This is a genomic window from Streptomyces sp. STAM6 (genome assembly GCF_054963715.1).
Genome location: NZ_JBUEFZ010000014.1, coordinates 55,838 through 73,385, shown reverse-complemented (window position 1 = coordinate 73,385; position 17,548 = coordinate 55,838). Strand labels below are relative to the sequence as shown.

Genomic DNA, 17,548 nt, shown 5'->3' with positions numbered 1-17,548 from the left:
ACCTCAGATCATGCCGGACTGTCGCCGTCGTCGCGCGACGCCCCCGCGACTTCGGCCTGCCGCCGGTGCTCGGCGGCCTTCTTCTCGTAGATCTCCGCCATTCTCAGGTGATACGCGGGATCGTCCATTTCGTACACATCCGGTACACCGCTGAGATCGTCGTCCCGCTCCTCCTCGGCGACCAGCGCCAGGTACCTGCGCACCCGCAGCTTCAGCAGGACGCCCGCGAACAGGGCGGCGATGAGCGAGCCCATCAGGACGGCCGCCTTGACCTCGTCGGTGAGGGCCTCGTCCCCGGCGAACGCCAGTTCCCCGATGAGGAGCGAGACGGTGAAGCCGATGCCCGCGAGCGCGGAGACCGCGAAAAGATCCGCCCAGGTCAGGTCCTCGTTCAGCTCCGCCCGGGTGAAGCGGGCCGTCAGCCACGTACCGCCGAAGATGCCGACGGTCTTGCCGACCACCAGGCCGAGGACCACCCCGAGGGTCTCGGGCCGGGTGAAGACGTCGCCCAGCGCGCCACCGGAGACGGACACGCCCGCGGAGAACAGGGCGAACAGCGGTACGGCGAGCCCGGCCGACAGGGGTCGCACCATGTGCTCGATGTGCTCGCCGGGGGAGTGGTCCTCGCCCTCGCGGCGGGTGCAGCGCAGCATCAGTCCCATGGCGACGCCGGCGATGGTGGCGTGGACGCCGCTGTTGTACATCAGGCCCCAGATGACCAGCGCCAGCGGCACGTACACGTACCAGCCGCGCACACCCAGGCGCAGCAGCACCCAGAAGACGGTCAGACCGGCCACGGCGCCGCCGAGCGCCGCGAAGTTCAAGTCGCTGGTGAAGAAGACCGCGATGATCAGGATCGCGAAGAGGTCGTCGACGACGGCGAGGGTGAGCAGGAACGCGCGCAGTGCCGACGGCAGCGAGGTGCCGATGACGGCCAGTACGGCGAGCGCGAAGGCGATGTCGGTGGCGGTCGGGACGGCCCAGCCGTCCATGCTGCCGCCGCCGGCGCTGTTGACCAGCACATAGACGACCGCGGGGGCGACCATGCCGCAGAGCGCGGCGATCACGGGGAGCGCGGCGGCCCTGGGGTCGCGCAGTTCGCCGGCCACCAGTTCGCGCTTCAGCTCGATACCTGCGACGAAGAAGAAGATCGCGAGGAGGCCGTCGGCGGCCCAGTGCTGCACGGAAAGGTTGAGCCCGAGCGCCGCGGGCCCCATGTGGAAGTCGCGGACGGTCTCATAGCTTTCGCGCACCGGTGTGTTCGCCCAGACGAGCGCGGCCACGGCGGCGATCAGGAGGAGGACTCCGCCGACGGTCTCGGTACGGAGCGCGTCCGCCACGTAGGTCCGCTCGGGCAGTGTGAGGCGTCCGAGGAACGTGCGGGGAGTGGTGGTCTTGGGCGCGGCCACGGCGGTGGACCTCCGGTCGGTTCGGCGGGCATGACTGAACACATGCCGACCAGACTTCCCGGCGCACCCTGAGACTTTGTCGCTTCCTTGATGTGGCCCTCACCTTACCGGGCATGGGCACGGTCACATCCGACGTATGCCACCTTAGGTACAAAGAGGACACCCGGCGCGTTGGCGCCGGATGCCCTCCGTGCCGGAGGTGCCGCTCCAGCGGCTCAGTCCTCGGCGGCGGCGCTCGGCAGCTTGGACTGGATCAGGTCCATGACGGACGAGTCGGTGAGCGTGGTGACATCACCGAGCTGGCGGTTCTCCGCGACGTCCCGCAGCAGTCGGCGCATGATCTTGCCGGAGCGGGTCTTGGGCAGCTCGGCGACCGGGAGGATCCGCTTGGGCTTGGCGATCGGGCCGAGCGTGGCCCCCACGTGGTTGCGCAGGTCGGCGACGAGGGAGTCGTCCTCGCTCGCCGTGCCGCGCAGGATCACGAAGGCCACGATGGCCTGGCCGGTGGTCTCGTCGGCCGCGCCGACGACGGCCGCCTCGGCGACCTTCGGATGCGAGACGAGCGCCGACTCCACCTCGGTGGTGGAGATGTTGTGGCCGGAGACCAGCATGACGTCGTCGACCCGGCCGAGAAGCCAGATGTCGCCGTCGTCGTCCTTCTTGGCGCCGTCGCCCGCGAAGTACCTGCCTTCGAAACGCGACCAGTAGGTGTCGATGAACCGCTGGTCGTCGCCCCAGATGGTGCGCAGCATCGACGGCCACGGCTCGGTCAGGACCAGATAGCCGCCACCGCCATGGGGGACCTCGTTCGCCTCGTCGTCGACGACGGTCGCCGCGATGCCGGGCAGCGGGCGCTGGGCGGAGCCCGGCTTGGTCTCGGTGACGCCCGGGAGCGGCGAGATCATCATCGCGCCGGTCTCGGTCTGCCACCACGTGTCCACGATCGGGGTCTGGCCGGCGCCGATGTGCTCGCGGTACCACATCCAGGCCTCGGGGTTGATCGGCTCGCCCACCGACCCGAGGACCCGCAGGCTGCTCAGGTCGAACTTGGCGGGGATGTCGTCGCCCCACTTCATGAACGTCCGGATGGCGGTCGGCGCGGTGTAGAGGATCGTGACGCCGTACTTCTGCACGATCTCCCAGAACCGGCCCTGGTGCGGGGTGTCCGGCGTGCCCTCGTACATCACCTGCGTCGCGCCGTTGGCCAGCGGCCCGTACACGATGTACGAATGGCCGGTGACCCAGCCGATGTCAGCGGTGCACCAGTAGACATCCGTCTCCGGCTTGAGGTCGAAGACCGCGTGGTGGGTGTACGCCGCCTGCGTCAGGTAACCGCCGGAGGTGTGCAGGATGCCCTTCGGTTTACCCGTCGTGCCGGAGGTGTACAGGATGAACAGCGGGTGCTCGGCGTCGAACGCCTCGGGAGTGTGGTCCGTGGACTGGGCTTCAGTGATCTCGTGCCACCACACGTCCCGGCCCTCGGTGAAGGCGGTCTCCTGACCCGTGCGGCGCACCACGAGCACGTGCTCGACCTGGGGGCAGCGGGCCACGGCCTCGTCGATGGCCGGCTTGAGCGCGGACGGCTTGCCGCGCCGGTAGCCGCCGTCGGCGGTGATCACCAGCTTGGCGTCGGCGTCCTGGATGCGGGAGGCGACGGCGTCGGCCGAGAAGCCGCCGAAGACGACCGAGTGCGCGGCACCGATGCGGGCGCAGGCAAGCATGGCGATCGCGGCCTCGGGGATCATCGGCATGTAGACCGCCACGCGGTCACCCTTGTGGACGCCCAGCTCGGTCAGCGCGTGGGCCGCCCTGGACACCTCGTCCTTGAGCTCGGCGTAGGTGAGGGAGCGGCTGTCGCCGGGCTCGCCCTCGAAGTGGATGGCGACCCGGTCGCCGTGACCGGCTTCGACGTGGCGGTCCACGCAGTTGTACGCGACGTTGAGCTTTCCGTCGGCGAACCACTTCGCGAACGGCGGGTTCGACCAGTCGAGGGTCTCGGTCGGCTCGGTGGCCCAGCTGAGCCGGCGCGCCTGCTCGGCCCAGAATCCGAGCCTGTCCGCCTTGGCCTGCTCGTACGCGGCCGCCGTGACATTGGCGTTCGCCGCCAGCTCTGCGGGCGGTGCGAAACGCCGCTCCTCCTTGAGGAGGTTGGCCAGGCTTTCGTTGCTCACGAGATCTCCCATTCCCAGGGCGTCCGGTGTGTCCCAGCCCATAGCTCATCAGCCCGATGCCCGGGTGACAAGAGTTTCCCGTACATTGGTTTAGACCTCTTCGCTCGATGGGGTGACCGGGACGGGCGGTCAAGTGACCCCTCCTCCCCGGGCGGTGGGGAGGAGGGGCACCACCTTTGTCCACGGGCCGTCCGCGACGAAGGTTCACGGGTTCACCCGGGTGCTGGGCGCGTCAGGCGCAGGCCTCCTCGCGGGGACCGGGATTCACTCGGTCGAAGACGTTCTCGGCCTCGTCCGCACTGGACAGCAGATACGCCTGTGCCTCTCCGACGTGGAAATACATCCCGTGCAGTTCCAGCGTTCCTTCGGCGAGGCGCCGGGCCACCGCCTCATGGGCCTTCAGGTGCTCGAGCTGCTGGACGACGTTGGTCAGGCACAGCTGCTCCACGGCGTCGGCCGGCATCCGCCCGGAGATCCTGGCCCAGGCGTGCCGCTTGCTCGTCATCCGCTCCAGGCTCGGCATGCCGTGCCGCAGCCAGCGCCGCAGCGGTGTCTCCGGGGCGTCCGCCTTGCTGCTCAGCAGGGCCTGCATCGCACCGCACCCCGAGTGCCCGCACACGGTGATCGACTGCACGCGCAGGACGTCCACCGCGTACTCGATGGCGGCGGCCACCGAGTCGTCCCCGCTCTCCTCGCCCGGCAGTGGTACCAGATTGCCCACGTTCCGCACGGTGAACAGATCTCCCGGCCCGCTGGCCGTGATCATGCTGGTGACCAGCCGGGAGTCCGCGCAGGTGAGGAAGAGCTGCGAGGGCCGCTGACCCTCGCGGGCCAGCCGGGCCAGCTCCTCCCGCACCAGGGGAGCCGTGTGCCGCTGGAACGAGCTGAGGCCGCTCGCCAGCTGCTCACCGGTGGTGCGGCTTTTCGGCTCGCTCGTCTGCTCGGCGCAGCGGTGATTGCGCCAAGGTGTCCATGTCCGGCAGCACGAGTGCGAGCCGGCGGCCGGCTCGGCGATGCGTCCCCCGGCGCGGCCGGTCATCTCGACCTCACCGCCCTGGGTCACATGGGCGATCTGCCAGTCGTGCAACGTTTCGTAGGCAGCGTGGTCCATAAACGATCCATCCAACTCGACTACGGCGTGAGCCCCCTGAGGTACCTGATGCAGTGCCCTGCTCAGCCGTGGTACGGCGAGAAAGGTCAACGGCCCCCGGACCCTGATGAGATCGACCTCGTCCCCTGTCTCTCTGGTGATCCGGGTCCTGGTCAGCCGGTGCATGGCGAGGGCCGCGGCGGTGATGATGCCGATGCCCACGCCTTCGAGGATTCCGATGAAGGCGACTCCGGTGACGGTCGCCGCGTACACGAGCACCTCGCGGTGGCGGGTGACCGTGCGGATGTGGGTGATGCTGATCATCTGGATGCCGACGACCATCACCAGCGCGGCGAGCGCGGGCAGCGGGATCAGATCCAGCACGGGGACGAGCAGGAGCGAGGCCAGTACCACCCACAGGCCGTGCAGCATCGTGGAGTGGCGACTGACCGCGCCCGCCCGGACGTTGGCGACGCTTCGGACGGCGACGCCGGCGACGGGCAGGCCGCCCAGTGCCCCCGAGACCATGTTGGCCGCGCCCAGCCCGGCCAGCTCGCGGTTCAGGTCGGAGCGTGGTACCTGCTTCTCCGGGTCCTTGCGCGCGGCCGCCAGCTTGTCGACGGCGACCGCCGACAGCAGTGACTGCACGCTGGTCACCAGCGTGATCGTCAGGACGCCGGCCGCGATCCCGAGGACGGGCCCCTCGGGCAGCCCGGGCAGCGCATGGCTGCTCCACGACGGCAGGTCGACACGCGGCACCCGGAGCCCCGCCGCGGAGGCGAGGATCGTCGCGGCGGCGACCGCGCCGAGCGCGGCCGGCACGGTCCGCACGATCCGCCCGGTCCTGCCGGGAATGCGTGGCCACACCAGCAGCGCGGCGACGGTCAGTCCGCTCACGGAGAGCGCCGCCGGGTGCGAATCCGCCAACTGTGCGGGCAGACCGCGGATGTTGTCGACGGCGGAGCTCTGGGGCGTGCCGCCGAGGACGATGTGGAGCTGGGCGAGCGCGATGGTCACGCCGATGCCCGCGAGCATGCCGTGCACGATCGCCGGGGACACGACCAGTGCGGAGCGTGCCACCCGCAGGGCCGACAGGCCGAGTTGTGCGAGTCCGGCCAGGACGGTGATGGCACAGGTGGTGCGCCAGCCGAACTGGAGGATCAGCTCGGCGGTGACGACGGTCAGACCGGCGGCGGGGCCGCTGACCTGTAGCGGCGAGCCGCCGAAACGCCCGGCGACCAGACCGCCGACCGCGGCGGCCACGAGTCCGGCCTGGAGGGGCGCGCCGGTGGCGAGCGCGATGCCCAGGGACAGGGGCAGCGCGATCAGGAAGACGGCGATCGATGCGGACACGTCGGCGCCGGCGACACGGAACCGGCGGCGGCCACCGGGCGGGCTGTGTGGCCGCTGGAAGCGGACTGTGCCCTTCGTCCGGGTGGTGCGGGTCGTGCTCGTGGGGGGCAGGCAGGCAGTCATGTTTCCCGTCTCCTCCGGGGCAACGCGGTCGCGGAACGTGCGAGAACGAACGTGGGGGCGCGGCCGTGGGTCACGGCGTGTAACGGCGGGATTCAAACTCTCAGTAAACGGATCGTAATGCAGAGTAAAGACCCCGACATGATTTTCGGGGCAAATAGGGCAATCTTTCACCCGTTTCGGTGATTAATCACTCCGGTGCGGCTCGTCGTGCCGGCTCTCCTGCTTCCTCAGTGTGACGTTGGCGCCGGTCATACAAAACGCTTTTGGGACCAGAGGGAGAGGTGCGCGGATGAGGGCCGCCACGAAGGGAATCACTGCCGGCGTGATCGCGGTGGGGCTGGTCACCGGGCTGGCCGGATGCTCCGGCGGCGACGCGGGCACCAGGGGCGCTTCCGGTCCCAGGAAGGGCCCTGCCGCGGGCCCCGGGAAGGTGGTGCGCCTCATCGGCGACGGCTCGACCGCGTTCACCGGGGCGCAGCCGGGACTGCGCGCTCCGCAGCGCCTCGAACCGGGCCAGAAACCACCGCAGTTCGTGGTGTTCTCCTGGGACGGCGCCGGGGAGGACAGCCAGAGGCTCTTCTCCCACTTCCGCAAGGTGGGCAGGAAGTACGGCGCGACGATGACGTACTTCCTCAGCGGCGTCTATCTGCTGCCCGAGGAGAAGGCGGCGCTCTACGACCCGCCCGGCCACGCCCCCGGGCGCTCGGACATCGGCTTCAACGACACCGAGGGCATCCGCGCCACGGTCCGCGAACTGCGCGGCGCCTGGCAGGAGGGCAATGAGATCGGCACGCACTTCAACGGCCACTTCTGCGGCCCGGAGAACGGCGTGGGCACGTGGTCGGTCGAGGACTGGAAGAACGAGATCGCCCAGGCCAAGTCCTTCGTCAAGCAGTGGAAGACGAACTCCGGCCTGACCGCGGAGAAGCCGCTGCCGTTCAACTACGACACGGAGCTCATCGGCGCCCGTACACCCTGCCTGGAAGGCCGCAAGAACTTCGTCCGCGCCGCGAGCGAGCTGGGCTGGCGCTATGACACCAGCGGCGTCAACGACCAGGTGTGGCCCAAGAAGGACCAGGGTCTGTGGGACCTGTCGATGCAGCTCGTTCCCATCCCGGGCCGGGCCTTCGAGACGCTGTCGATGGACTACAACTTCATGGTCAACCAGTCCGGGACCGTCAAGGGCGACCCGTCCATGCACGCGTTCTGGGGCAACCAGATGCGTGACGGCCTGCTCCAGGCCTTCGACCGCTCGTACAACGGCAACCGCGCACCACTGATCATCGGCAACCACTTCGAGTCGTGGAACGGCGGCACCTACATGCGCGCCATCGAGGAGACCATCGCCGACGTCTGCGTCCGGAGCGAGGTGCGCTGCGTGTCCTTCCGGCAGCTCGCCGACTGGCTGGACGCCCAGGACCCCGCCGTCCTCGCCAAGCTGCGCACCCTGAAGGTCGGTCAGGCGCCGAAGGACGGCTGGACGGCCTTCCTCGCCGCCCGGCCGGACACCTCGACGGCGTCGCCCGCCCCGGATCCCTCCCGGCGGGGCTCACCGGCTCCGGCCTCCACCCCGGCGGTCCCGGCGGCCCCCGCGGTGGCTCAGGCCGGCTGAGCCGAGCTGATCCCCTCACCGAGTACGAAGGCGGGGTCGACCTGTGCGGCCAGGTCGGCGCCCGTCTTCGCGTTGCCCCAGCTCTCGGCGTTCTTCAGATGGAAGTGCACCATCTGACGGGTGTACCGCTCCCAGTCACGGTGCTGGTACGAGTCCTCCGCGGCGCGCCGCAGGGTCTCCAGGGCTGTCCGGTTGTCCGCCTCCAGCAGGGCGAAGGGGGCCGGCCGGCCCTTCTCCATCGCGCGCACCCAGTCCGAGTGACCGACCGTCACCAGCAGGTCGTCCCCCACCTCGTCGCGCAGGAAGTCCAGGTCGTCCCGGCCCTGCACCTTGTTGCCGACGACCTTGAGGGCCACACCGAAGTCACGGGCGTACTCCTTGTACTGCCGGTAGACGGAGACGCCCTTGCGGGTCGGCTCGGCCACCAGGAAGGTCATGTCGAAGCGGGTGAACATCCCGGACGCGAACGAGTCCGAGCCCGCCGTCATGTCGACGACGACGTACTCGTCCGGTCCGTCCAGCAAGTGGTTCAGGCACAGCTCCACCGCGCCGACCTTCGAGTGGTAGCAGGCCACCCCGAGGTCGGACTCGGTGAACGGCCCGGTCGCCATCAGTCTGATCGCGCCGTCATCCAGCCGTACCGGCCTGGCGCACGCGTCGTAGACCGGGTTGTCCTCACGCACCCGCAACAGCCGGGAGCCTTCGCCGGGCGGGGTCGTCTTGATCATCGTCTCGGCCGACGCGATCCGCGGGTTGTCGCCGCGCAGGTACTCCTTGATCAGCGGCAGATGCGCACCCATCGCCGGCAGCGCTGCGGCCTGTGCCTCGTCCAGGCCGAGTGCGGCCCCCAGGTGCTGGTTGATGTCGGCGTCCACCGCGATGACGGGGGCGCCGTGGGTGGCGAGGTGACGGATGAACAACGAGGACAGCGTGGTCTTGCCGCTGCCGCCCTTCCCTACGAAAGCGATCTTCATGTTCACCTAGCGTAGCGGGTCGAACGCTGTGGGTCGTGAAGGTGTATGAAGAACACCACTCCAAGGTGGGGCCCGGAGCCGGGGCGCGTAGCCTCGTTACCTATGAGTACGAATGCCGCCGACCCGCTGGCCGCCCTCGGAGCACTGCCGGGCGTGCCCGACGCCGTGGACTCCGTGCGCAAGGCCGTCGACCGTGTTTACGGCCACCGTGTGATGCGCCGTCGCAGCAATGAGGTCGCCTCGGAGGCGGCGCTGCGCGGGGCGCGCGGCTCGGCCGCGCTGTCCGGTGCCGACTGGGCCCTGGAGGAGGTGCGGCGCCGCACCGACTTCGGTGGCGACGAGGAGGCCCGGACGGTCGGCGCCGCGCTGCGTCTGAGCGCCGAGGCCGGCCAGCTGCTGTCCATCTGGCGGCAGTCGCCGCTGCGTGTGCTGGCCCGTCTGCACCTGGTGGCGGCCGGCGGCGCGGGTGAGGCGGAGGACTCGGTCGGGCGGCCGCGGCGGGACGGCGAAGCGGTCGACGAGCCGCTGATCGAGGCGCCCCTGCCGGGCGCCGCCGAGGTTTCCGGGCGCCTGGAGGGGCTGGCGGATCTGATTATCGCGGGCGGTTCGGCCCCCGCGCTGGTGACGGCGGCCGTGGTGCACGGTGAGCTGCTGGCGCTGCGCCCGTTCACTTCCCACAGCGGCCTCGTGGCACGGACGGCCGAGCGGATCGTGTTGATCGGCAGCGGGCTGGACCCCAAGGCGATCTGCCCGGCCGAGGTCGGACACGCGGAGCAGGGGCGGGCCGCTTATGTGGCGGCGTTCGAGGGCTATCTGTCGGGGACGCCTGAGGGTATGGCGGCCTGGATCGCGCACTGCGGGCGGGCCGTGGAGCTCGGTGTGCGCGAGTCGACGGCGGTGTGCGAGGCGCTTCAGCGCGGCGCGGCCTGAGCCGGACGGCGCCCGGCCGTTCTGGCGGCGAAGGTCCCTGAACAGGGTTGCGGCGGTACCGGGTGGTACCGCCGCTGGCACGTCCGCCGAGTTACCAAGCGTCCTCGATATGTGCCCATCAGGCGGGGACTTTGCCCTACGCCTGGTGCGGCTGGCCCGTAATCGACGGGTCGACGTCGCGTGGGTGCTCAGCTTCTGTGCTCGGTCCGTGGGGCCTTCTTGCTCAACAGGTAATCCTCTCGGATGTCCTCGGTCTCGCGGGCCGTTAAGTCCTTTGTACTCCCAATCGCCGGGGATACGAAACCCCTGGCTCCAGTTTTTACTTTTCCCCTCAAACAAGGGCCAACAGGGCGTCCGTGGCCCCCTCAGGCGGTCTGGCGGCGCCTGTTCGCGTACCAGACGAGACCCGCCGTGGCCGCCGCCGCACCCACCGCCGCCGCCGCGACGAGTGCGGGACGCGGCGGCATCCGGAACGCCGGAAGCCGCTGCTTCAGCCGGACCGGGCGGTTGAACACCAGAACCGGCCAGCCGCGCGCCTGCGCCTCACGGCGCAGCGAACGGTCCGGATTGACGACGTAGGGCCGGCCCACGGACTCGAGCATCGGGACGTCGGTGGCCGAGTCGCTGTAGGCGTAGCAGCGGGAAAGGTCGTACCCCTCGGACTCGGCGAGCTCGCGGATCGCCTCCGCCTTCGTGGGGCCGTATGCGTAGTACTCGATCTCTCCGGTGAAGCAGCCGTCGTCGCCGACGACCATGCGGGTGGCCACGACACGGTCGGCGCCCAGCATCTCGCCGATCGGCTCGACGACCTCGGCGCCGGAGGTCGAGACGATCACGACGTCCCGGCCGGCGGCGTGGTGCTCCTCGATGAGGGACGCCGCCTCGTCGTAGATGATCGGGTCGATCAGATCGTGCAGGGTCTCGGCCACCAGCTCTTTGACCTGCGCGACGTTCCAGCCCTTGCAGAGCGCCGAGAGGTACTCGCGCATCCGCTCCATCTGGTCGTGATCGGCTCCGCCCACCAGGAAGACAAACTGGATGTAGGCAGTACGCAGGACGGCTCGGCGGTTGATCAGACCGCCTTGGTAGAAGGACTTGCTGAAGGTCAGAGTCGAAGACTTCGCAATGACCGTCTTGTCCAGGTCAAAGAAGGCGGCTGTGCGCGGCAAGGAGTGGTTTTCCACGAGCCCGAGCATAGGTGCCCGCCATTCGGCGTACGCTAGGGCGTGTGGGTTTGCCTGAGAGGGCTCTCGGGTACACCATGGAAGTCACGGATCGTTCGCGACCGTGCTAACCCGGTCCGGCTCCTCCCCCCCCGAGTCGGCCGGAGAGACGACCCCCGCTCTCCCCCCCGGCGGGGGTCGTCGCATGTCCGGGCCCGTTTTCGCCGGTTCTCGGCGCCTGTATCCCCTCATTCGACCGCCCTCTGACGCGTTTCGGCGTTCGTTCGCGACCAGCATCGATCGTTACTCAGCGTAGCGCCAGGGCTGCTCTCCGGAAGTCACTGGTATGGGCGAGTGGGATATTCACAACCGGGGAGTTGTCCACAGTTTTTGGGCAAGATCCACTTCTTTTCCGGCAGCCCGGCACCGTGATTCCCGCCGCGAAGTCCGCGGACGGCAGGAATCGCAGATCTCTCAACGCGCGCAGACCACGTGAACAACGCGCGGAGATCGCTCCTGCATCGCCTGTGAGAAGGCAGGAGAGGTGGGTGTGGATTATGGCTGGATCTTCCGGGTCCGGTCGGGCCCCGGCCGTGGAGGGCAAGCGGGCCGGACCGCTGATCGTGACGGAGGACGAGGAGCTGCTCGACGACCTGCTGCGGCTGTGCGCCGCGGCCGGCGCGGTGCCCGAGGTGCACCACTCGGTTCCCGCCCGGCAGGCGGGCTGGGAGGCGGCGCCCCTGGTTCTCGTGGGCGACGACGCGGCCGTCCGCTGCACGGGCGCCGCGCGCCGGCGCGGTGTCCTGCTGGTGGGGCGTGACCAGGACGATCCCGCGGTCTGGCGGCGGGCGGTGGAGATCGGCGCCGACTGTGTGGTGCGGTTGCCCGACTCCGAAAGCTGGCTCGTCGACCGGATCGCGGACGTCGCCGAGGGGGTGGGGCGGCCCGCGCTCACCGTCGGAGTGATCGGCGGCCGTGGCGGAGCCGGGGCGTCGACGCTGGCGTGTGCGCTCGCCGTCGCCGCGGCGCGCGGCGGCCGGCGCACGATGCTCGTGGACGGCGATCCGCTCGGCGGAGGACTCGACGTGCTGCTCGGCGGCGAGCAGGTCCAGGGGTTGCGCTGGCCGGATTTCGCCGCCTCCAGAGGCCGGGTCGCCGGCGGGGCGCTGGAGGAGTCCCTGCCCTCGCTGCGGGGCCTGCGCGTGCTGAGCTGGGACCGGGGCGAAGCGGTGCGGATCCCGCCCGAGGCGATGAGATCGGTACTGGCCGCGGCGCGCCGGCGTGGTGGTGTGGTCGTCGTCGACCTGCCGCGCCAGGTCGACGAAGCCACCGCCGAAGCCCTCACACAGCTGGACCTCGGACTGCTGGTCGTCCCCGGCGATCTGCGCGCCGTCGCCGCCGCCAAGAGGGTGGCGTCGGCCGTGGGCATGGTTCTGCGGGATCTGCGCGTGGTCGTACGAGGGCCGTACGGCGCCGGGGTGGACGAGCGGTGGATCGCCGGCGTCCTGGACCTGCCGCTCGCCGGTGAACTGCCGTTCGAGACCGGGCTGTCGGCCGCGCTGGACGCGGGCACCCCGCCGGGCGACGGCACACGCGCCCCGCTGGGCCGCTTCTGCGCCGCCTTCTGGGATCGCGCGCTGGCCGAGGAGGGTGCGTCATGACGACGGGACTGCTCGACGCGGTGCGGCAGCGGCTCGCCGAGAGCGGCACCGAACCGACACCCGCCGGGGTGGCGACGGCGCTGCGCGCGCAGGGGCGGCTGCTGGGCGACACGGAAGTGCTCGGCGCGGCCGCGCAGTTGCGCGGCGAGCTGGTGGGGACGGGCCCGCTGGAGCCGCTGCTCGCGGATCCGGCGGTGACGGACGTCCTGGTGTCCGCGCCGGACCGGGTGTGGGTGGACCGCGGGGCCGGACTGGAGCTGTCGGGCGTCGTGTTCCGGGACGCCGCGGCGGTCCGTCGACTGGCGCAGCGGCTGGCGGCGGTGGCCGGCAGGAGGCTGGACGACGCCAGGCCATGGGTGGACGCCCGGCTGCCGGACGGGACGCGGATGCACGCGGTGCTTCCGCCGGTGGCGGTCGGCTCGACCTGTCTGTCGCTGCGGGTGGTGCGGCCCCGGGCCTTCTCCGTGGAGGAGCTGGCCGCGGCGGGCACGGTGCCCCCCGGCGGGGAGGGGGTGCTGCGGGCGCTGGTGGAGGCACGGGTCTCCTATCTCATCAGCGGGGGCACGGGGACGGGGAACCCCAATACCCATTCAGGACAACTCTAGGGGTGGATCACTCGGGGTAGCCGCCGCAGCATTCGACGTGACGGCATTGCAGGCGCCTGACCTGCGGTTATGTTGCCGCCGAGGGTGCGGCGACACGGACTATGGCACGGGCCTTCGATTCCAAGGTGGCGCCAAAAAGCCCCGGCCACCCGCCAAGGATGCACGGTTGACCGGGGTAGAGGGCGGTGACGTTAGCCCTTCGGCTGCGGTACGACGAACACGCGCACCGGGCGGGCCTCCGGATTGAGCTGCGTGGACAGCTGCTGCGTGCGCCTCCACGCCTCGACGAGCTGCGCGTACCGGGGGTCGGTCCATTCCGTCATGGCGCTCTCCTCTCCTCGCTCGCAGCCTACGGGTGGGTCAGCCCTTGGGCTTGGGGATGATGACGATCGGCCCGGAGTCGTCGGAGTGCTGGCACGACGCCGCCACTGAGACGAGCTGGTCGTCGGGGCTGCGCCACAGGTCACGGTCGACCTCATAGCCGGCGGCCTCGATCGCGGCGATGGTCCGCTCCAGGACGGCCGGGTTGAAGCGGCCGGGGTCGGGGCGCTCGGGCATGTGGTGCACGAACGTGCCCAGCGCGCCGCACAGTCGCTGGTACAGCGACGTGTGGAGGACCAGGGCGTGCCAGCCCTCGTCAACGACGCGGGAGGGTACGAGAGCATGGCCGGGGGCGGCCGCGGCGGTGGCCACGAACGCGAGTGCGTCGACGAGGATCCTCGACGCGAGCTCGGGTTCCATACCCGGGTTGTTGTCCAGGATGGTCGCGCGGACGCCGTTGAACTGGGCGTCGTTCAGCAAAGACCGTGCTTGCATGAGCTCTCCTGTTCGGTGGAGATGGGCCCGCCCCGGCCGGTTGGCCAGGGCGGGGCAGTGCCCGCCCGCTGCGCCGTCCCCGCCGTAGGTAGGGCAGCGGACGGAGATCATGAGCGAGGCCGCACCGGTGCCCGTCGGACGGGCTGTGCAGTCACCGGGCCGCAGTTGGGGTGTCGGTACTCGTCGGGGTGGACGCCGGCCCCTGCCTCGATTGGCTCCACACGCTCCGCCGGTCCGGTGATCGGCATGTCGCAGTGCACGCAGAACCGCGCGCCGGACATGGCGGTCATCCCGCTTCTCCTCGGTGGCAGGTGCACGCGCACGTCATGGTGAACAGCGGCCGCCGGTCCGGGCTGTCGCCGTGCGCCCGGACCTCGACGCTCGCCCCCGAGCAGTGACCGCACTCGCTCAGCCGGCACTCGGGTGACAGGTCCGAGCGCTCGGCTCGTAGCGTGTGCATCATCCCTTCGTCTCCTGGGCCAGGTCCTCCGCAGTGAGGACGTATGGCCGGACGAGGGCGCCGCTGTCGAACCAAAAGTCCACGGAACGCAGCTCGGAATGAGGGTTCCGGCGCTGCCGTGCTCGGGCAAGCACGCCGGTCCACTCCTCCGGCGACGGGAGACAAACGGGGATGCGTCGGTTGCCTTTAGGTGCGATGTCCCGCCCGGGGCACCTGCCCGATACGCGAAGTCCGAACAGGCTCGTCCTCATCAACTCGACTACGCGTGATACCAATTGCATGTCGACGCTCCTCAGCAGCGTTGGCCACGCCCCGGGACCGTTCGAGCGGTTGCCGGGGTCTGTGTTCCCACTGTCGGCTGACGTCGCGCCGCTTGCTTCCCCCCAACCGGTATACCCATGATGGGTAGGCTCGTTTGAAGGCCCGTGAGACACACTCCACGAGCAGGTACGGGACCGACATGATCGACTATGAACCGCCCACCGCTCTCCCGCGTGCCCTTCTGGGCAGTAGTGAGATGGCGGCAGCGATCAGTGCACACGACTTCGGCACCGTCTTCAGGCTCGCTCGCGACCGGGCAGGCATCAGCTACTCCAAGATCGCAATCGAGTGCGACATCAAGCCCGAGCGGGTGGGCACACTCGCACGGGGGCGCGGGCGAGTGACCAGTTTCGACAAGATCGCCCGTATCTCTGACGCGCTGCGCATCCCTGGACACATGCTGGGCCTGGCCGACCGCCCTTGGGAGGTGAGCCTTCACCAGGAGACGGGACCTGCGCACATGACCACGACGCAGAAAGACGGAGCAGGGGTGCGGCGCAGACGATTCCTCCAGACAGCCACTGGAGCGGGCCTCGCTGTCGGCATTACGGATCTCACGAGGCCGACCGCGGGGCGTCAGCTAGGGAAGGACTACCCCAACCTGCTGCGCCGGCGCGCGGCCCGCCTGCGACGCCTGGACGATGTCCTTGGCGGCGGTGACACCTACCGCGTCTATCTGGGCGAATATCAGTCCACGAAGGCGCTGCTGCGGGACGCAACGTATACGGAAGGCACGGGCCGGGAACTCTTGTCCGTGCTTGCCGAGCAGGCACAACAGGCAGGGTGGGCGGCATTCGATGCTGGTCGTGAAGCAGACGCGGCCGGGCTCTACCGGGAGAGCTACGCCGCAGCGACCGAGGCGCGTGACTCTGGCCTCGCCGCCAACGCGCTGGCCTTCCTCGCCTACCAGACGGTGAATGGAGATCGCGCAGCCGGCGTGGAGATGGCCACTCGATCCTGCGAGACCATCGGTCCGGACACCCCCTCGGGCGTCCGCGCGTTATTGCATGAGCGGAGGGCCTGGGCTTGCGCCATGGCCCAGCAGGCGTCCGAGACGGAGCGGTCGTTGCGCGCGGCGGAAGAAGCCCTGTACGGCGTCCACGAGGCGCCACAGCCGGACTGGGTCTCGTGGGTAGACAGAAACGAACTCAGGATCATGGAGGGGCGATGTTGGACTGTTCTCCGCCGCCCTCTTCGCGCCGTGCCAGTACTAGAGACGGCGCTTGCCGCCTTCGACGACAGCCACGCGCGGGACAAGGCCCTGTACCTGTCTTGGCTCGCCGACTCCTATATGACTGCCGGCGAGATCGAGCAGGCAGCTGAAGTCGCAAGCAGGGCGCTGGACCTAGCCAACGGTGTGGCGTCTGTGCGCCCGCGCCGACAACTGCAGCCGGTCCTAGAGCGACTTGTCCCGCACCGTGGTGTTGCGCACGTGGACGACGCACTCAGCAAGGCTTCGTTTTGATGCCTAGCTGGCCTCCTGGGTGGTGTTCTGCACTACCCAGTTCAGACACGCCTTGGAACCGGCCACAATCGGAATTGCCTGCACTTGAGGGGTTTCCCACGGGTGGTTCTCCAGCAGGTGAGCCTCCAGCAATGGGTAAAGCTCGGCGCGCGTGGTGAGCAGCAGTTGCCACTCTTCTCCGGTGCCGAACTCACCCAGGTGCCAGAACACAGAGGTGACAGGGCCGATGATCTGCGCTCCCGCCGCCAAACGCTCCTTGACGATCGACTGGGCCAAGTGCACAGCTTGATCGCGAGTTTCGGTTGCGGTGGATACCTGTACGAAGTCAGTCATGCGGGCGACGATATCGATCCGTCAGCAGGGGCGTGCTCAAAGTGCCCTAGTGCTGGAAGTAGGGGCATGACGAAGGCGCCCCCTCCCGACCCGGAGGCCGAGAGGGGGCGCGGTTGCTTCAGGTGTACTGGCGGCGGTGGGGATCAAGCGCCACGGACAGCAGCCCGCGGCGCTCCGGTGCAGGGTCCGACGGAGGCGGCGCGCCATCCCGGCGGCATACCAGCGCATCGGGATCGCCGGCGGGCGGTTGGAGGCTGTAGCCGTCCGGGCACGGCTGCCCGTCTACGCCGTCCTCGCCCGGGGGCCCTTGCTCTCCCTGGGGTCCGGCCGGTCCGGGCTCACCCTGCGGTCCGGGCGGTCCGGCTGGCCCTGCGGCGCCGTCCGCACCGGGCGCTCCAGCGTGGCCAACACCGGCTGCGCCGCTCTTGCCGTCCATGCCCGCCGGCCCGGTCGGTCCCGGCGGTCCGGACGGGCCGGGATCCCCTTGCGGTCCCATGGGGCCGATCGGGCCGGGTGGTCCTTCGACGCTCTGTCCAGGCTGGCCGCGGCTGCCCGGCGGTCCGGCGATTGGCTCCGCGCCGAGCCGCTCCACCTGTGCGGCCAAGGCATCCCGCGCTTCGTTCGCGGTGTGCAGCTCCACCTGCAACGACCGGATCGACAGCAGGATGCCCGCGAGGACCAGGCCGAGAAGCACAGCGGCGGCGACCGCCAGAGCGTCGCCGCGCCGTCGTCTCCGCTCCTCGGCACGCAGTGCGGTACGGCTCATGACCCGGCCCCCTGCGTCAGCAGTATCACCACGGGCATCAACACGGCGATCAGCGGAATCACCACCGCGCCTATTAGCCAGCGCCGCGTGGCCACCAGCTTCTCCGCGTCCTTCTCCCGCAAAGTCTCCAGCGCGCCGACCCGCGCGCCGAGTGCCTCATGCCGTAGGTCGTACAGCTTCTGGTCGACCTTCTCGTCCAGGCGGCGGCCGAGCTGCTGGATGTCGTCGCGTACATCGGTGAGCCGATCCTCGAATCGGCGAACGACCTCTCCGAGGGTCGGCTCATCTGCCATGGG

General features: G+C 69.8%; 14 protein-coding genes and 1 pseudogene. 5 read left to right on the top strand and 10 right to left on the bottom strand.

The window, feature by feature from the left end:
* Positions 1-8: 8 nt before the first annotated feature.
* From nhaA to ACY34K_RS18725, 3 genes are all read right to left on the bottom strand, one after another.
* On the bottom strand, positions 9-1,409 hold the full coding sequence (gene nhaA / locus ACY34K_RS18735; RefSeq protein ID WP_462748454.1) for a Na+/H+ antiporter NhaA: 1,401 nt from the start codon (positions 1,407-1,409) through the stop codon (positions 9-11).
* A gap of 215 nt (positions 1,410-1,624) precedes the next feature.
* Positions 1,625-3,580, bottom strand: coding sequence for an acetate--CoA ligase (gene acs / locus ACY34K_RS18730; RefSeq protein WP_462748453.1), 1,956 nt, complete (start codon positions 3,578-3,580; stop codon positions 1,625-1,627).
* Positions 3,581-3,812: 232 nt separating this feature from the next.
* Complete coding sequence (locus ACY34K_RS18725) at positions 3,813-6,146, bottom strand: bifunctional SulP family inorganic anion transporter/carbonic anhydrase (RefSeq protein ID WP_462748450.1); 2,334 nt, start codon at positions 6,144-6,146, stop codon at positions 3,813-3,815.
* Between the two features lie 289 nt (positions 6,147-6,435).
* Here ACY34K_RS18725 and ACY34K_RS18720 point away from each other — a divergent pair, with 289 nt between their 5' ends.
* Positions 6,436-7,758 carry a polysaccharide deacetylase family protein gene (locus ACY34K_RS18720; RefSeq protein ID WP_462748448.1) on the top strand — a complete coding sequence of 441 codons (1,323 nt, stop codon included), beginning with the start codon at positions 6,436-6,438 and terminating at the stop codon, positions 7,756-7,758.
* On the opposite strand, the gene ACY34K_RS18715 is transcribed toward ACY34K_RS18720, so the two are convergent.
* Positions 7,746-8,732, bottom strand: a complete 987-nt coding sequence (locus tag ACY34K_RS18715) for an ATP-binding protein (protein WP_462748446.1) — start codon at positions 8,730-8,732, stop codon at positions 7,746-7,748. The genes ACY34K_RS18720 and ACY34K_RS18715 overlap by 13 nt on opposite strands.
* A 102-nt stretch (positions 8,733-8,834) precedes the next feature.
* Here ACY34K_RS18715 and ACY34K_RS18710 point away from each other — a divergent pair, with 102 nt between their 5' ends.
* The gene (locus ACY34K_RS18710) at positions 8,835-9,662 is read left to right on the top strand and encodes a Fic family protein (protein WP_462748443.1); all 828 of its coding nucleotides are present in this window, start codon (positions 8,835-8,837) and stop codon (positions 9,660-9,662) included.
* A gap of 365 nt (positions 9,663-10,027) precedes the next feature.
* Here ACY34K_RS18710 and ACY34K_RS18705 read toward each other — a convergent pair whose 3' ends face one another.
* Positions 10,028-10,858, bottom strand: coding sequence for an HAD family hydrolase (locus tag ACY34K_RS18705; RefSeq protein ID WP_462748442.1), 831 nt, complete (start codon positions 10,856-10,858; stop codon positions 10,028-10,030).
* A gap of 524 nt (positions 10,859-11,382) precedes the next feature.
* Between ACY34K_RS18705 and ssd the strand changes: the two genes are divergently transcribed.
* Entirely contained in the window at positions 11,383-12,486 is a 1,104-nt protein-coding gene (ssd, locus tag ACY34K_RS18700) for a septum site-determining protein Ssd (protein ID WP_462748440.1), read from the top strand.
* A pseudogene (locus ACY34K_RS18695) lies at positions 12,483-13,061 on the top strand (ATPase, T2SS/T4P/T4SS family); the annotation flags it as partial. The gene ssd and the pseudogene ACY34K_RS18695, both read left to right, overlap by 4 nt.
* A gap of 221 nt (positions 13,062-13,282) precedes the next feature.
* Here ACY34K_RS18695 and ACY34K_RS18690 read toward each other — a convergent pair.
* Both ACY34K_RS18690 and ACY34K_RS18685 read right to left on the bottom strand, forming a co-directional pair.
* Positions 13,283-13,414 carry a hypothetical protein gene (locus ACY34K_RS18690; RefSeq protein WP_462748439.1) on the bottom strand — a complete coding sequence of 44 codons (132 nt, stop codon included), beginning with the start codon at positions 13,412-13,414 and terminating at the stop codon, positions 13,283-13,285.
* 37 nt (positions 13,415-13,451) lie between these two features.
* Positions 13,452-13,907 carry a glycine-rich domain-containing protein gene (locus ACY34K_RS18685; protein WP_462748438.1) on the bottom strand — a complete coding sequence of 152 codons (456 nt, stop codon included), beginning with the start codon at positions 13,905-13,907 and terminating at the stop codon, positions 13,452-13,454.
* A gap of 920 nt (positions 13,908-14,827) precedes the next feature.
* Between ACY34K_RS18685 and ACY34K_RS18680 the strand changes: the two genes are divergently transcribed.
* Positions 14,828-16,153 carry a helix-turn-helix domain-containing protein gene (locus ACY34K_RS18680; RefSeq protein ID WP_462748435.1) on the top strand — a complete coding sequence of 442 codons (1,326 nt, stop codon included), beginning with the start codon at positions 14,828-14,830 and terminating at the stop codon, positions 16,151-16,153.
* 3 nt (positions 16,154-16,156) lie between these two features.
* Here ACY34K_RS18680 and cutA read toward each other — a convergent pair whose 3' ends face one another.
* From cutA to ACY34K_RS18665, 3 genes are all read right to left on the bottom strand, one after another.
* Positions 16,157-16,486 carry a divalent-cation tolerance protein CutA gene (gene cutA / locus ACY34K_RS18675; protein WP_462748433.1) on the bottom strand — a complete coding sequence of 110 codons (330 nt, stop codon included), beginning with the start codon at positions 16,484-16,486 and terminating at the stop codon, positions 16,157-16,159.
* A gap of 118 nt (positions 16,487-16,604) precedes the next feature.
* On the bottom strand, positions 16,605-17,252 hold the full coding sequence (locus ACY34K_RS18670) for a collagen-like protein (protein ID WP_462748431.1): 648 nt from the start codon (positions 17,250-17,252) through the stop codon (positions 16,605-16,607).
* Entirely contained in the window at positions 17,249-17,545 is a 297-nt protein-coding gene (locus tag ACY34K_RS18665) for a hypothetical protein (RefSeq protein WP_462748430.1), read from the bottom strand. Before ACY34K_RS18665 ends, ACY34K_RS18670 begins: the two co-directional genes overlap by 4 nt.
* Positions 17,546-17,548: the final 3 nt, after the last annotated feature.

Excerpts from the sequence above, each read along its gene's own strand:
- ACY34K_RS18715 (WP_462748446.1), bottom strand. The coding sequence starts at position 8,732 with ATGAAGATCGCTTTCGTAGGGAAGGGCGGCAGCGGCAAGACCACGCTG.
- ACY34K_RS18710 (WP_462748443.1), top strand. The coding sequence starts at position 8,835 with ATGAGTACGAATGCCGCCGACCCGCTGGCCGCCCTCGGAGCACTGCCG.
- ACY34K_RS18680 (WP_462748435.1), top strand. The coding sequence starts at position 14,828 with ATGATCGACTATGAACCGCCCACCGCTCTCCCGCGTGCCCTTCTGGGC.
- ACY34K_RS18705 (WP_462748442.1), bottom strand. The coding sequence starts at position 10,858 with ATGCTCGGGCTCGTGGAAAACCACTCCTTGCCGCGCACAGCCGCCTTC.
- ACY34K_RS18685 (WP_462748438.1), bottom strand. The coding sequence starts at position 13,907 with ATGCAAGCACGGTCTTTGCTGAACGACGCCCAGTTCAACGGCGTCCGC.
- ACY34K_RS18690 (WP_462748439.1), bottom strand. The coding sequence starts at position 13,414 with ATGACGGAATGGACCGACCCCCGGTACGCGCAGCTCGTCGAGGCGTGG.
- ACY34K_RS18670 (WP_462748431.1), bottom strand. The coding sequence starts at position 17,252 with ATGAGCCGTACCGCACTGCGTGCCGAGGAGCGGAGACGACGGCGCGGC.
- ssd (WP_462748440.1), top strand. The coding sequence starts at position 11,383 with ATGGCTGGATCTTCCGGGTCCGGTCGGGCCCCGGCCGTGGAGGGCAAG.
- ACY34K_RS18725 (WP_462748450.1), bottom strand. The coding sequence starts at position 6,146 with ATGACTGCCTGCCTGCCCCCCACGAGCACGACCCGCACCACCCGGACG.
- ACY34K_RS18665 (WP_462748430.1), bottom strand. The coding sequence starts at position 17,545 with ATGGCAGATGAGCCGACCCTCGGAGAGGTCGTTCGCCGATTCGAGGAT.
- ACY34K_RS18720 (WP_462748448.1), top strand. The coding sequence starts at position 6,436 with ATGAGGGCCGCCACGAAGGGAATCACTGCCGGCGTGATCGCGGTGGGG.
- cutA (WP_462748433.1), bottom strand. The coding sequence starts at position 16,486 with ATGACTGACTTCGTACAGGTATCCACCGCAACCGAAACTCGCGATCAA.